Annotated in this window: 13 protein-coding genes; 4 read left to right on the top strand and 9 right to left on the bottom strand. The window is 53.2% G+C overall.

The window, feature by feature from the left end; genetic code table 11:
- Window positions 1-246: 246 nt before the first annotated feature.
- Both PGR10_RS21650 and PGR10_RS21645 read right to left on the bottom strand, forming a co-directional pair.
- Entirely contained in the window at window positions 247-936 is a 690-nt protein-coding gene (locus tag PGR10_RS21650) for an LrgB family protein (protein WP_087858823.1), read from the bottom strand.
- Window positions 929-1339, bottom strand: coding sequence for a CidA/LrgA family protein (locus PGR10_RS21645; RefSeq protein ID WP_430924085.1), 411 nt, complete (start codon window positions 1337-1339; stop codon window positions 929-931). Before PGR10_RS21645 ends, PGR10_RS21650 begins: the two co-directional genes overlap by 8 nt.
- Window positions 1340-1442: 103 nt before the next feature.
- Between PGR10_RS21645 and PGR10_RS21640 the strand changes: the two genes are divergently transcribed.
- Window positions 1443-2324: a LysR family transcriptional regulator gene (locus tag PGR10_RS21640; protein ID WP_087858825.1), complete on the top strand. Its 882-nt coding sequence runs from the start codon at window positions 1443-1445 to the stop codon at window positions 2322-2324.
- Between the two features lie 130 nt (window positions 2325-2454).
- Here PGR10_RS21640 and PGR10_RS21635 read toward each other — a convergent pair whose 3' ends face one another.
- From PGR10_RS21635 to soxR, 4 genes are all read right to left on the bottom strand, one after another.
- Window positions 2455-4101, bottom strand: coding sequence for a Na+/H+ antiporter (locus PGR10_RS21635; protein WP_015368729.1), 1647 nt, complete (start codon window positions 4099-4101; stop codon window positions 2455-2457).
- Between the two features lie 147 nt (window positions 4102-4248).
- Entirely contained in the window at window positions 4249-5598 is a 1350-nt protein-coding gene (locus tag PGR10_RS21630) for an NCS2 family permease (RefSeq protein WP_015368730.1), read from the bottom strand.
- 372 nt (window positions 5599-5970) lie between these two features.
- Window positions 5971-6639: a glutathione S-transferase family protein gene (locus tag PGR10_RS21625; protein ID WP_430924084.1), complete on the bottom strand. Its 669-nt coding sequence runs from the start codon at window positions 6637-6639 to the stop codon at window positions 5971-5973.
- Between the two features lie 274 nt (window positions 6640-6913).
- Window positions 6914-7372: a redox-sensitive transcriptional activator SoxR gene (gene soxR, locus PGR10_RS21620; protein ID WP_087858828.1), complete on the bottom strand. Its 459-nt coding sequence runs from the start codon at window positions 7370-7372 to the stop codon at window positions 6914-6916.
- Between the two features lie 84 nt (window positions 7373-7456).
- Here soxR and soxS point away from each other — a divergent pair, with 84 nt between their 5' ends.
- Complete coding sequence (soxS, locus tag PGR10_RS21615; protein WP_015368734.1) at window positions 7457-7786, top strand: superoxide response transcriptional regulator SoxS; 330 nt, start codon at window positions 7457-7459, stop codon at window positions 7784-7786.
- On the opposite strand, the gene PGR10_RS21610 is transcribed toward soxS, so the two are convergent.
- Window positions 7771-9375 carry an EAL domain-containing protein gene (locus tag PGR10_RS21610; protein ID WP_213317917.1) on the bottom strand — a complete coding sequence of 535 codons (1605 nt, stop codon included), beginning with the start codon at window positions 9373-9375 and terminating at the stop codon, window positions 7771-7773. The genes soxS and PGR10_RS21610 overlap by 16 nt on opposite strands.
- Window positions 9376-9925: 550 nt before the next feature.
- On the opposite strand from PGR10_RS21610, the gene PGR10_RS21605 reads away from it, so the two are divergent.
- Window positions 9926-10207, top strand: a complete 282-nt coding sequence (locus tag PGR10_RS21605) for a YjcB family protein (RefSeq protein WP_015704055.1) — start codon at window positions 9926-9928, stop codon at window positions 10205-10207.
- Window positions 10208-10271: 64 nt separating this feature from the next.
- Here PGR10_RS21605 and iraM read toward each other — a convergent pair whose 3' ends face one another.
- Entirely contained in the window at window positions 10272-10631 is a 360-nt protein-coding gene (gene iraM, locus PGR10_RS21600; RefSeq protein ID WP_213317916.1) for an anti-adapter protein IraM, read from the bottom strand.
- Between the two features lie 451 nt (window positions 10632-11082).
- Here iraM and PGR10_RS21595 point away from each other — a divergent pair, with 451 nt between their 5' ends.
- Complete coding sequence (locus PGR10_RS21595) at window positions 11083-12663, top strand: transglycosylase SLT domain-containing protein (RefSeq protein ID WP_430924083.1); 1581 nt, start codon at window positions 11083-11085, stop codon at window positions 12661-12663.
- 80 nt (window positions 12664-12743) lie between these two features.
- Here the strand turns inward: PGR10_RS21595 and ssb1 are convergent, their stop codons facing one another.
- Window positions 12744-13268, bottom strand: coding sequence for a single-stranded DNA-binding protein SSB1 (gene ssb1 / locus PGR10_RS21590; protein ID WP_015368746.1), 525 nt, complete (start codon window positions 13266-13268; stop codon window positions 12744-12746).
- Between the last annotated feature and the right edge of the window lie 40 nt (window positions 13269-13308).

The following is a 13308-nucleotide window of genomic DNA, read 5'->3' as shown; positions in this document are numbered from 1 at the left end:
GAAGAGCTAATATCACTTATTAGCAGAAATTTATCATCAGGCATCACAAAGCATAAAATCATAAACATCAACAAATTAGATACACACTCAACCAGAAAGAAAATTAATGTATCCTGATGGATTCGGAATAAAGCCTAAACACTTTAAATATTAATTACGCCAAACATCTTATATATACGTAGTTTCTTAACTCATTCTAATATCAGCAGCCTTACCCGCTGTACTTCGGGGTAAAACTGCTGAAGTTCAAAATATCGCCCAGCGCACCAAAGGCGCCGCCAGTACCATCACTACGCCGGAAAGCATCATTACCAGGCTGGCGACCACGCCCTCCTGCTGCCCGAGCTCGTAAGAACGAGCGGTCCCGGCGCCGTGGGACGCCGCGCCAAAGCCGGCTCCTTTCGCCATGCCGGCGCTTATCGACAAGCGTAAGAACAGCACGTCGCCAATCGCCATGCCAAAGACTCCGGTAACCACCACAAACAGCGCCACTAAGTCGGGTTGACCGCCGAGCGGTTTCGCTGCCGCCAGAGCAAACGGCGTGGTCACCGAGCGCACCGCCAGGCTTCGCTGGATCTCATCTGAAAGAGTAAACAGACGCGCCAGCCAGACGGAAGTGGTTACCGCCACCAGCGAAGCCGTCACCACCCCGGCAGTCAACGACATCCAGTGACGCTTGATAATCGCCATGTTGTCATAGACCGGTACGGCGAAAGCGATGGTGGCTGGCCCCAATAGCCACAATAGCCAGTGCGACTCGCCCATATAGCTCTGGTAGGAAATATGACCAAAGACGAGGATCAGCACCAACAATACCGGCGTCAGCACCAGCGGCATCAACGGCAGTTTGTGAAAGCGGCGATAGAGACGCTTATTGGCAAAATAGAGCACGAGGGTGACCGCCAGACACAACACGCTCAGGGTAAAATCACTCATCTTTCAACCTGCTCACTTCGTAGCGATAAACCTTATCCACTACCCACGCCGTGGCGCCCAATACCAGGGTGGTGCTTAGCGCGATGACGAGGAAGATACGCCAGCCGTCCACCATCAGCAGTTGCACATAGTTAACGACGGCAACCACCGCCGGGACGAAAAATAGCAGCATCTCCGCCAGCAGCCAGCGCGCGCCTGCGCGCACCCAGTTCAGCGGTATCACCCGGCAGACGATAAGCATCAGCAGCATCAACATGCCGACAAGATTGGCCGGAAGCGGGAGATGAAGCCAATTAACCAGATATTCAGCGCAGACAAACAGCCCGGCATAGAGCAGTACCTGAACCGGTACCTGAAGACGTCGCGCCACGAAAGGCGCAACACGTGCTGGCGCGAAGGCCATGAGCGGAATTCCCTAAAAATAAGACAGACGTGAAGTATAGAGAGCCGCCCTTACTGACAGAAATGAATTAAAATCATCACAGGTATAGTCTCAGGGAATAATCATGGATATACGTACGTTGCGATATTTTGTCGAAGTCGTCCGCCAGCAAAGCTTTACCCGCGCGGCGGAGAAGCTCTTCGTCACGCAGCCCACCATCAGCAAGATGCTCAAAAATCTGGAAGACGAGCTCAACTGCACTCTGCTTATCCGTGATGGCCGTAAGCTGTTATTAACCGATACCGGCCGGGTAGTTTTCGAACGCGGGCAGGCGATACTCGGCGAATTCAGCCAGTTAAAAGCCGAGCTCAGCGATATCAACCATCTGAATAAAGGCGTGCTGCGGCTGGGGATCCCGCCGATGGTCGGCATGTTGATGGCTGAGCCCATCAGCCGGTTTCGCCTGCGTTATCCCGGCGTGGAGCTGAAAATTTCCGAGTTCGGCGGGCTGACGGTACAGCAGGCGGTTAGCAACGGCGAGCTCGATCTGGCGATGACCGCGCTACCGGTCGATGAGGCCAGCGGTCTGACCACGCTGTCGCTCTTCAGCCATCCGCTCTGCGTCCTCGTGCCAAAGACGGCGCAATGGCAGGATATCACCTCGATCTCGCCGCAGAAGCTGGCACAGCATCCGTTGGTTATCTACAACGAAGATTTTGCCCTCAGCCAGCAGCTGATGCGCCTGTTTGCCGAGCATGACGTGAAGCCGCGTATCGCCGTGCGCAGCGGCCAGTGGGATTTTCTGGCGGCAATGGTGCAGGCGGGCATTGGCGTAGCGATTTTGCCGGAGCCGATTTGCCAGCGGCTGGATGCCGAGGATTTTTACTGGATCCCACTGGAGAGCGAATTACGTTGGGAATTAGGGATGATCTGGCGGGAAGGCGTATATATGTCGCGCAGCGCTCAGGCATGGCTGGAGTGCAGTAAGTCATTTTGGCTGGAGTAACTCCCCGGTCGCGCTAACGCTTACCGGGGCTACATATATACTGTAGGTCGGGTAAGGCGTTAGCCGCCACCCGACAAAAAACGGCACCGCGAGTAGTCCCGATAAGCGTCGTGCTTACCGGGACTTAAGGTTACTGATCTTCGATTAACAGCGCTTCTAACAGGTCGAGATCGTGCAGCAGCTTCTGCAACGTCTCGTTGCTGATTTGCCGCGTCGCGCGCAGGTGGTACAGCTCACCGCGCTCCGAACGTAGCGCCGCCAGACGGAAACGGCGCTCAAGGCTCTCTTCCAGCATCGAGGTTTCGACATCGTTACGGCCATCCACACGGCGTCGCAGGTTACCGATGACGCGCGAACTTACCTCGGTCAACAGCTGGTTGTCGATATTCTCTTTGGTATCCGCCGCCAGGCGTTCTTCCATTTTCTGAATCGCGACAATCGCCACATCCGCCGTCGCGGCGCGCGCCAGACGCTCTTCTTTGCGCTGCTGTACGTGGTCGGTAGACTCAATACGCCGCAGCAAAATCGGCAACGCGATGACCCCGACGAACAGGGAGAAAAGAATCACCCCGGCGGCCAGGAAGATAAGCTCGTAACGCGCCGGGAAGACGTTGCCGTCCGGCAGCAGTAGCGGAATCGACAGCACACCGGCGAGAGTAATCGCCCCGCGCACCCCGGCGACGGAGGAGATCAGCAGCTCACGGGTGGTCCAGGAGCCAAACTCCATCGGCTTCTTCTTCAGGAAGCGCTGGCTAAGCTTACGCATCGTCCACAGCCAACCAAAACGCACCAGCATCAGCGCGGCGTAAATCAGCACGATATCGGTGAACAGCATCCAGGTTTCAACGTTAGGATCGGCTTCTGCCGCCACCAGCGAACTCGACAGGATATCCGGTAGCTGCAGACCCAACAGCAGGAACACCATGCCGTTAAACACGAACTCCAGCATTGCCCAGGTGCTGTTGGCGCGCAGGCGCATAGCCAGCGGCGCGGTACGCATCACCCCGGAACGGGTGATGGTCATCCCTGCGGCCACCGCCGCCAGGATCCCGGAGAAACCGATATGTTCGGCAATCAGGTAGGAAGCGAACGGCAGCAGGAACAGCAGCACAATTTGCGTTGCCGGTTCATCGCCGCCCCAGCGGCTGAGGAAACGCATTGAGCGGCCATACAGCCAACTGACCACGAAACCGGCCAGGATGCCGCCAATCGCCACCTTCAGGAACTCAACGGTGGCGCCGCCAATGGTGAACACCATCGTGCCCATTGCCACGGCAACGGCAAATTTTAACGACACCAGGCCCGAAGCGTCGTTCATCAGCGCTTCGCCCTGCAGAATGCCCATGATTTTCTTCGGTATCCGCCCTTCGCCGACAATACCGGACAACGCCACGGCATCGGTCGGCGACAGCACCGCCGCAAGGGCGAATGCCGGAACCAGCGGGATCCCCGGCACAATCCAGTAAATCAGGAAGCCGATACCGACCACGGTGACCACCACCAGCGCCAGCGCCAGGCCGAAGATTTCTCGCCCGTGCTCGATAAACTCGCGGGTCGGCGTTTTCCAGCCGTCGGCAAACAGCAGCGGCGGGATAAACAAAACGAGGAAGAGTTCAGGGTCGAACTCGACGTGCAAACCAAAGGTCGGCCAGGCCAACAGCGCGCCGATGGCGATTTGCATTAACGGTAATGGAACCTGAAAGGGCAGTACGCGTGTAACCACCCCGGAGAGAGAGACCACGAGGGTCATGATGAGTATGGTGAAGAATATTTCCATGTGTTCCCTGTTTGCTGCGTTTTCTTTTTTTACATCCGAGGCGTCATGTCTCGAAATGATACGCTACTCAGATTAACGCAAAAGGAAACAGGATGTGGCTGAAAAATTAAACGGGCGGCCAAAGCCGCCCGTCGTTAGCAGGAAAAGTTAAATCGCCCACCCACCAGCGTAGAAGATGACCAGCGCCGCCGCGATGATCACGGTGCCCGCATTGAGCTTACGCCACTCGCCGGATACCACGCGGCCAATCACCAGCGACGCAAAACCGATCATGATGCCGGTTACGATGTTGCAGGTCAGCACGATGAACACCGCGGTAATCAGCCCCGCCATCGCATCCACGAAGTCATTGAAGTCGATTTTCGCCACGTTGCTCAGCATCAGCAGGCCAACGTACATCAGCGCTGGCGCGGTCGCATAGGCCGGAACCAGATAGGAGAGCGGGGAAAGGAACAGGATAAGCAGAAACAGCACGCCAACGGTGACTGCCGTCAGGCCGGTTTTACCGCCCGCCGCCGTACCGGCCGCCGATTCAATATACACCGCCGCAGGGGCTGCGCCCACCACGCCGGAGAACACGCTGCTCAGGGAGTCGGTAGTCAGCGCTTTGCCGCCGTTGATGATCTGCCCGTCTTTATCCAGCAGGTTAGCCTGGCCGGCGACCGCGCGAATGGTGCCGGTGGCGTCGAATACCGCGGTCATAACCAGCGCCAGCACGCTTGGCAGCACCACCGGGTTCAGCGCGCCGATGATATCGAGGCTGCCAATCAGCGAATTGCCTTTGTCATCGCTCAGCGACGGCATGGCGAAAATCCCGGAGAAGTGGACGTTGGGATCGAAAATCAGCCCGATAATGGAGACCCCGATAATGGTCAGCAGAATACCGCCCGGCACTTTCAGTTTTTCCAGGCCGATAATCACCGCCAGGCCAATCAGCGACATCATCACCGGGAAGCTATCGAAATTGCCCAGCGCCACCGGCAGGCCGTCCAGCGGGTTTTTAATTACCAGGCCGACGCCGTTGGCGGCGATCAGCAGCAGGAACAGGCCGATACCGATGCCGGTTCCGTGCGCCACGCCTTGCGGCAGATTGCGCAGGATCCAGCTACGAATACCGGTGGCGGAGATAATGGTGAACAATACCCCCATCAGGAACACGGCGCCTAATGCCACCGGAATACTGATGTGTTGTCCCAGCACCAGGCTGAAAGCGGTAAAGGCAGTCAGCGAAATCGCACAGCCGATAGCCAGCGGCAGGTTAGCCCACAGACCCATCACTAATGAACCGACGCCCGCCACCAGGCAGGTCGAGACGAACACCGCTGCCGGCGGAAAACCGGCTTTGCCTAACATTCCCGGCACTACGATGACGGAGTACACCATCGCCAGGAAGGTGGTTAATCCGGCAACGATTTCCTGACGTACGGAGCTGCCGCGAGCTGAAATTTTAAACCAGGCGTCTAAAGAACCGCCGGTACGCGCTGAAGGCGTAGACATAGAAAACTTCCCCTGAAAATTTTGATCGTTCGCTTGCATGCGTGATGGACCATCCACTGCCAGTTAAACGCCATCTCCTTGTGCTGTTTCCCGGCGCCAGGAGGGAGGCTGAGAAAAAGCAAACGTTTAACTCCGCACATACAATGCGATGTATGGAATGTCTTTGCTCCCCCTATCGGCAGGGGAAAAAACGAGCAAAGTAAAAAGGCAAACGATTATCCTGTCTTTAGACGGCCCTTTTCAACTGAAGTTTGTCGTATTTTGCCAAATTTCGCCGCCAAAGCTCAGGAAATAGACAAACGATGCGCAAACGTTATCGTCAATGCGCAAAGCATTAACATTTTTATATGTTTTAATCCGCTTTCAGGCGCATTAACCGCCAGGTAGGGTAAACGGCCCGCCGCGCTCAATAGCGCTAATCCATGCCGGACGTGACTCAACCTGCTGCTGCCAGCGGCGGGTGTGCGGCAGGTCTTGAATGCCGCCGCGCGCCAGTAACGCCATCACCGGGAAGCTCATCTGGATATCCGCCATACTCAACGCACTGCCGGCAAACCACGGCTGACGGGCCAGATGCTGTTCTATATACGCCGCGTGGGTCGCCAGCTGTTTGTCCAGCCACGCTTTTTGCACCCCTTTGCCCAACGCCCCGCCCAGCGTGCGCATGCCAAGCGGCACCGGCGGCTTGCCGAGGCTGGCGAAGATAAGCTTCATCAACAACAAAGGCATTAACGATCCCTCGGCATAATGGAGCCAGAAACGATATTGCAGTTTCTCTTCCCGCCCCAGCGGTCTGAGCTGCTGGGCGCTATCGTAGGTCTCCTGCAGATATTCCAGAATGGCGCCGGACTCCGCCAGCACTACGCCCTGATCCTCAAGCACCGGCGATTTACCCAACGGGTGAATTTTTTTCAGCTCCGGCGGCGCCTGCATGTTTTTTTCACGCTGGTAGCAGACGACCTGATAAGACAATTGCAGTTCTTCCAACGCCCACAGCACGCGCTGCGAGCGGGATTGGTTGAGGTGATGGACCGTCAACATGGCGCTCTCCTGTTGTTCGTTCAAATTAACTATAGGAACAGGCGGCCAATGAAGGAAAAATTTCGGCAACACCAACAGGCAAAATCAGCAGGCTGTGCCACAATTACATTGTCGACGCAATCCGGAACCTCCTTCAACACATTGCGCAATACCTGAGGGGAGTCGACGTCGGGGGAAACCCTCCCGTGAGCCAGCGGGATAATGCGAAAGACAAAGACCGGAAAACAACTAAAGCGCCCTGTTGTGGCGCTTTAGTTTTTTGCAGGTATCACGATTAATCCTCTTCCAGCAGGCGTGCGCCGGTCCCCTCTTCACCCAACTTATCTCCTGGGTTGCGTAATGGGCAATCGCGGCGCGATAAACAACCACAGCCGATGCAGCCGTCGAGTTGATCACGCAGCGCAGTCAGGGTGTGAATACGCCGGTCCAGCTCCTCCCGCCATTGCGACGACAGCTGTTTCCACTCTTTGGCGCTCAGATTATGTCCTTCCGGCAGGACGCCAAATGCCTCGCCGATGGTCGCCAACGGAATGCCAATACGTTGCGCAATCTTGATAATGGCGACCGCTCGCAGTACATCACGGCGATATCGCCGCTGATTGCCGGCATTACGCTGGCTGCGGATAAGCCCTTTACTTTCATAAAAGTGCAGCGCCGAGACGGCGACGCCGGTTCGTTTAGCCACTTCTCCAGGAGAAAGCAGCATTTTGATACGGGCTGATTTCTTTTCCATAAAGCTCTTTACCTCAAGTTAACTTGAGGAATTATACTCGCCGACAGACAAAACGACGAATCGAGAATTGAGAGAGGCCGCTTTATGTCCCATCAGGATATTATCCAAACGCTTATTGAATGGATTGATGAACATATCGATCAACCACTTAACATTGATGTAGTCGCTAAAAAATCGGGATACTCGAAATGGTATCTGCAGCGGATGTTCCGTACCGTTACCCACCAAACGCTGGGTGATTACATTCGTCAGCGCCGGCTACTGCTCGCTGCTGAAGCGCTGAGAACCACGCAGCGTCCTATTTTTGATATTGCGATGGATTTGGGATACGTCTCGCAGCAGACGTTCTCGCGGGTGTTCCGCCGGGAGTTCGATCGCACTCCCAGCGACTACCGTCATCAGATTTCCGCCTGACGACCGTCGTGCGGCGTACGCAGTAAGATCGGGGACTTGGCCAGCCACTGCATAAACTCCTGCGGCGGCATTGCCCTCGCAAAATGCCATCCCTGACAAAACTGCACGCCGCGCTTAAGTAACCAATCCACCTGATCCAGCGTTTCTACCCCTTCAGCGATGGTTTTTAGACGCAGGCTACGCGCCATGTCGATGATATGCTCGGCAATCAGGTGGCTGGTGCTATTAGTCGTCAGCGTATCGATAAAAGATTTATCAATCTTCAGAATATCGACGTTGAGCGAATAGAGGTTATGCAGGTTGGAATAACCGGTGCCGAAATCATCAATAGCTATCTCGTAGCCCGCCTCGCGGAAAGCCTGAATCACCGGCGTGGTTTTCGGCACATCGATAAATCCCCTTTCGGTGACTTCAATTTTGATTTGCTTCACGCAAACCGCATAGCTGCGCGCTTTCTCAGTAATCTGCGCAATTAACCGCGCGGAATGGAAGTCGGATGCCGAAAGATTAATCGCGATATAGAGCTGCGGATGCCTGGCCAGGTATTCACCAAGATCGTTGAACAACTCGTCAACCACGTAATCTGTTACCTGAGCAATCATGCCTGAGTTTTCCGCCAACGGAATAAACTCCGCCGGGCTCATCACCGGACCGTCAAATCCCGGCCAGCGTAGCAGCGCCTCGGCGCCGACGCAGCGGTTATTCTTGATGTCGATAATAGGTTGGTAATGCAGACAAAGCTGGCGGTGGCTTAACGCTCGCTGCAGCTTATTGCGCGGCGAATGATACTGCTGACGGCTTCGCGACCAGACCATCAGAATCAATATGCTGCAAATAATTCCTAACGGCAGGGTCAAAGTAACCTGATCGTACAGGCTGGCATAATAGCTGGCGCGCGAGGTGGACATGATGACCGCAATCGGCCGAATCGACGAATGGGCGACGGTATAAACCCGGCCATCCTGATTGAAAAAAGCGTCTTCGTGGCGAATAAGACGATGAAGCTCCCTGGCATCAACGTTTTTACTCACGGAGAAAAACATGTTCGTTTTGGTGTCGAAGACGCCGTAGGCTAAATCTTTATCACTGGAAATGACTGAACTATAAGAGAGGGGGTTAACCACCACGGCATAATGCCCGCGCTGCATATAATTCATATCATAGCCGGGATAAAACGGCGTATCGCGATAGTAGTAGATGGAGATGTCGGGATTTCGAGTATAATTCGCCGCGGATATTCTCCAGCCCTCTTCGGGATGGACCGCTGTGGAACAAAGGAAAGTGTTTCCGCTCGCGTAAATCAGGTCATCAACGTACAGTAGTCCGCGCACGATATTCAACATGTACTGCTGATGCTGAGGGGAACACATTAACCCGGTAAATTGCATGGCTTTTTCGCGCGCCTGCTCGGATTCATGAATGACCATTTCCGTTTTTTGCAGCGCCAGCTGCGAAAACGATTGCAGTCTATCTGAGATTTCTTCCTTGGCCCTGATTTGCGCAAACCACAACGCCAACACCACCGGCAGTACAACCACCAGTATGATGAAGAATATTCTTAACGCCTTACGCGGCGCGTTACGATTCATTTCCGCTTTTTATCCATGCGATACGCCTCAATCACGGTATAAGGACAAAAACCAGGCATTACCGACTGTTATAAAAAACAGCGAATTTCAGCAACGAACACGTTTATGTAAAAACCTCACACCTAATAATGATGAATCATACTTACTTATAGATGGATCGAGAAACATTCTCGTAATAATTAAGACACTAGCCACTTACTAATTCGGTTTCTCCGTACAATTACTCGTAATAAGTAACAAAACCCGTAGATCAATTATCGGCAGTCCAGGTCCGGTCCTTAACGGCGTCGAAAAACGGCCATCAGACAAGCTGGTACGCATTGCCGCGCAATTAACCACACTCACAACATGGTTTTTAAATGTCAAAAAAGGTCATTTTTTGTCTGGTGAATAAATCAACAAATGTGATATAGTTCACACAAGTTGATGAAACAGAACTGTCGTTTCATCACTCCCTGAAGTGCCCCCAGATAGCCAGAGCGTCTCATTATTGATAATCGCGCCAGGTTGTCTAAGGCTCCCGAATTTCTTTGAGAGATAGGATAAGTTAATGGCTTCCATTACTACCAGTGTCGTACTTTTGCGCTGGCCCCTGGTGAGCGCGGTATTGATGTTCCTGGCCAGCTCGCTGAATATTCAATTACGTAAAAGCGACTATGCCGGCTTAGCGATTATTTGTAGCTGTCTGGGTCTGGCTGCCGCCTGCTGGTTTGCTACCGGCTTGTTAGGTATCACCATGGTGGATGTCGCCAAAATCTGGGGCAACATTAAAGATGTCATGGTTGAAGTCATGAGTCAGACGCCGCCAGAGTGGCCAATGATGATGACCTGATAAAAAAGCTTCCTGCGGGAAGCTTTTTTATTTTCAGCAACGATGATGTTCTTCTCTACCCAAGCTAATATTGTCCGCATAACATCGGCCGCAGACGCTCGTTCGGGCAGCGCTTAACCGCACAATACGATTGATAAAGACAAGATTCCGGCTCCGCGACCTCGAAATTATACGGACAGGTTGGCCGCTCTCTTAACGTTTCCCACTGTTTATCGTCATAACACGTGATGTTATAAATTTTTAATGAATGATATTGATCATTAATTAAAACTTTAGATGAATAAAGCTTCATGGTTTCGCCAGGAATTAATAAAAGATCGGCCTCATACCAGATAATAAACTTCAGAAACCGCAGCCCCGATATTGACGAGAATGCAACGCCGGTATGCGGGCAGATAAGGGTGTTAAGAATCGTCCATTTCATCTTCCATCCTTGTAAGTAAAATCTGTTACGGGAAATTTAGTGATAGCACTCCAGGCCGTTATCTGCAAGGTGGCTGATTAATATTGTGATATAGACCAAGCCTGATACATCTCGGCTATACCTCTCTTGAAGTAAGCAAACCCGGGCATTCTACGAATTATGTATTAATACTAAAAAAACAAAACCATGCAAAGACTATAACTAACCTTACAATATATTTTAAATAGCAGACAAAAATATCATTTTGATATTCAAGTGGGCGGAATAATCAATTAGCAATCGCAAAATGAAAATATTTTCTAGTATGAGAAGTGCCTCTGTCCTTTGAATTCTCGCAAACAGGAAAATACCACCTACGCCGAGCAGCACACGAGGGAGGTAGATAGAAAAAGGCACAGGGGCGCGTTTGCATTGACTAAAATATAACCATCCCCCTGCAGAGTGCCGCATCATGAACATCTTCGGTTTTCAACGTCGCCTGGCGATGGTTTCCTGCTGCCTTCTCGCCATACTGTTTGCCTTCTCCGCTTCAGCGGCTTCGACGAGTAAAGCGTCGCCGGCGCATAAGGATAAAGCTGAGCTGACCATCGATATGGATCACATCATGCAGCCACAAAAAGGCGATCTTCCCGATATGATCAATCGGCGGGCGATCCGGGTGCTGACGACCTACAGCAAAACGTTCTTTTTTATCGACAAGGGTACCCAACGCGGCGCCACCCACGATCTTTTCATCGCTTTAGAAAAAGATCTCAATAGCAAGCTGGCAAAAGAGAAGAAGCTGAAGCAGAAACACCTCAAAGTGCGGATCGTTTTTATCCCGGTGACGCGGGATAACCTGTTCAAGGCACTGAATGAAGGCAAAGGGGATATCGCCGCCGCCAATCTCACAATTACTTCATCGCGTCAGGAAAAGGTCGCCTTCACCACCCCGCTCTATAGTGATGTCAAAGAGCTATTAGTTTCGGGGCCATCATCGCCCGAGGTAAAAAGCCTGGAGCAGCTTTCCGGTAAAACCGTGTTTGTTCGACGCTCATCCAGCTATTACGAAAGTTTGCAGGCGCTTAACGCCCGCTTTGCCAAAGCAGCGCTGCCGCCGGTCATTTTGCAGGAAGCACCAGAAGCGCTCGAGGATGAGGATCTTCTCGAAATGCTCAATGCCGATCTGATACCCCTGATCGTGGTGGATCGCCATAAAGCGATTTTCTGGAAACAGGTGTTTCCAAAAATTCAGGTGCATGAAGACATTGTATTACGGGAGGGAGGCGACATCGCCTGGGCGGTCCGCAAAGACAACCCGCAGCTTCTCGCGGTGCTGAATAATTTCGTGAAGAATAATCGTCAAGGCAGCACCCTGGGAAACACGATTCTGCTGCGCTACCTGAAAAGCGCGACCTACGTTAAAAACGCCGCAGCCAACAGAGAGCGCGCTAAGTTTTTGCAGATGGTGGAAATTTTTAGAAAATATGGCGAACGCTATGATGTCGACTGGCTGCTGATGGCCGCCCAGGGATATCAGGAATCGCGGCTCAATCAATCGGTACGCAGCCACGTTGGCGCAATCGGCGTGATGCAGGTCATGCCCGCGACCGGCAAGGAACTAAAAGTTGGCGATATTAAGAAAATCGATCCCAACATTCATGCCGGCGTGAAGTATATGCGCTGGATGATTGATCATTACTATGGCGATCAGCCAATGACGCCGCTTAATAAAGCGCTGTTTTCGTTCGCGTCCTACAATGCGGGCCCGGCGCGTATCGCGCGTCTACGTACGGAAACCCAAAAACGCGGTTTTGATCCGAATATCTGGTTTGGCAACGTTGAGAATCTCGCGGCGGAAAAAATCGGCGCTGAGACGGTGACCTATGTCAGTAATATCTATAAATACTACATTGCCTATCGACTGATAATGGATGATATCGCCCGTAAACAAAAAGCGACCGCCACCCCGCTACCCGAGCCAGGAACAGGTAAGCTTCAACCAGACGCGGCTCCGTCACCCGCTCCTGAAGCTTCGGCCCCGGCAGCCTGAGAGCCTGAAATGAAAAAAGCCCCGAACACTCGGGGCTTTTTGTTGGCTAACTGCATAGGCAGTAGGTAATAAGGAAAACCTTAGAACGGGATATCGTCGTCGAAGTCCATCGGCGGTTCGTTAGATGGCGCTGCCGGGGCCTGCTGCTGCGGACGAGACTGCGCGCCGCCGCTGAACTGGTTGCCGCCCTGCGGCTGCTGAGGCTGACCCCAACCGCCCTGCTGCTGGCCGCCGCCTGCCGGTGCGCCGCCGCCCTGACGGCCGCCCAGCATCTGCATGGTGCCGCCGACGTTTACCACGATTTCAGTGGTGTACTTGTCCTGGCCCGACTGATCGGTCCATTTACGGGTACGCAGCTGGCCTTCGATATAAACCTGAGAACCTTTACGCAGGTATTCGCCCGCGACTTCCGCCAGTTTGCCGAACAGCACAACGCGGTGCCATTCAGTCTGCTCTTTCATTTCGCCGGTTTGCTTATCGCGCCAGGATTCGGAAGTTGCCAGCGTGAAGTTGGCGACAGCGCCGCCACTTGGCATGTAGCGTACTTCCGGGTCCTGCCCCAGATTACCGACGAGAATCACCTTGTTTACGCCTCTGCTGGCCATGATCGAATCTCCTGAATAATACGTTTTGTATAAGTGTAAA

Origin of the sequence: Klebsiella sp. 141198, from assembly GCF_050600785.1 — a bacterium.
GTDB lineage: Bacteria > Pseudomonadota > Gammaproteobacteria > Enterobacterales > Enterobacteriaceae > Klebsiella > Klebsiella aerogenes.
This window is presented reverse-complemented; position numbering and strand designations above follow the sequence as displayed.

What these genes read in the sequence shown, in the direction of transcription:
- PGR10_RS21650 (WP_087858823.1), bottom strand. Translation starts at nt 936, where the DNA reads ATGAGTGATTTTACCCTGAGCGTGTTGTGTCTGGCGGTCACCCTCGTG.
- PGR10_RS21645 (WP_430924085.1), bottom strand. Translation starts at nt 1,339, where the DNA reads ATGGCCTTCGCGCCAGCACGTGTTGCGCCTTTCGTGGCGCGACGTCTT.
- PGR10_RS21640 (WP_087858825.1), top strand. Translation starts at nt 1,443, where the DNA reads ATGGATATACGTACGTTGCGATATTTTGTCGAAGTCGTCCGCCAGCAA.
- PGR10_RS21635 (WP_015368729.1), bottom strand. Translation starts at nt 4,101, where the DNA reads ATGGAAATATTCTTCACCATACTCATCATGACCCTCGTGGTCTCTCTC.
- PGR10_RS21630 (WP_015368730.1), bottom strand. Translation starts at nt 5,598, where the DNA reads ATGTCTACGCCTTCAGCGCGTACCGGCGGTTCTTTAGACGCCTGGTTT.
- PGR10_RS21625 (WP_430924084.1), bottom strand. Translation starts at nt 6,639, where the DNA reads ATGTTGACGGTCCATCACCTCAACCAATCCCGCTCGCAGCGCGTGCTG.
- soxR (WP_087858828.1), bottom strand. Translation starts at nt 7,372, where the DNA reads ATGGAAAAGAAATCAGCCCGTATCAAAATGCTGCTTTCTCCTGGAGAA.
- soxS (WP_015368734.1), top strand. Translation starts at nt 7,457, where the DNA reads ATGTCCCATCAGGATATTATCCAAACGCTTATTGAATGGATTGATGAA.
- PGR10_RS21610 (WP_213317917.1), bottom strand. Translation starts at nt 9,375, where the DNA reads ATGAATCGTAACGCGCCGCGTAAGGCGTTAAGAATATTCTTCATCATA.
- PGR10_RS21605 (WP_015704055.1), top strand. Translation starts at nt 9,926, where the DNA reads ATGGCTTCCATTACTACCAGTGTCGTACTTTTGCGCTGGCCCCTGGTG.
- iraM (WP_213317916.1), bottom strand. Translation starts at nt 10,631, where the DNA reads ATGAAATGGACGATTCTTAACACCCTTATCTGCCCGCATACCGGCGTT.
- PGR10_RS21595 (WP_430924083.1), top strand. Translation starts at nt 11,083, where the DNA reads ATGAACATCTTCGGTTTTCAACGTCGCCTGGCGATGGTTTCCTGCTGC.
- ssb1 (WP_015368746.1), bottom strand. Translation starts at nt 13,268, where the DNA reads ATGGCCAGCAGAGGCGTAAACAAGGTGATTCTCGTCGGTAATCTGGGG.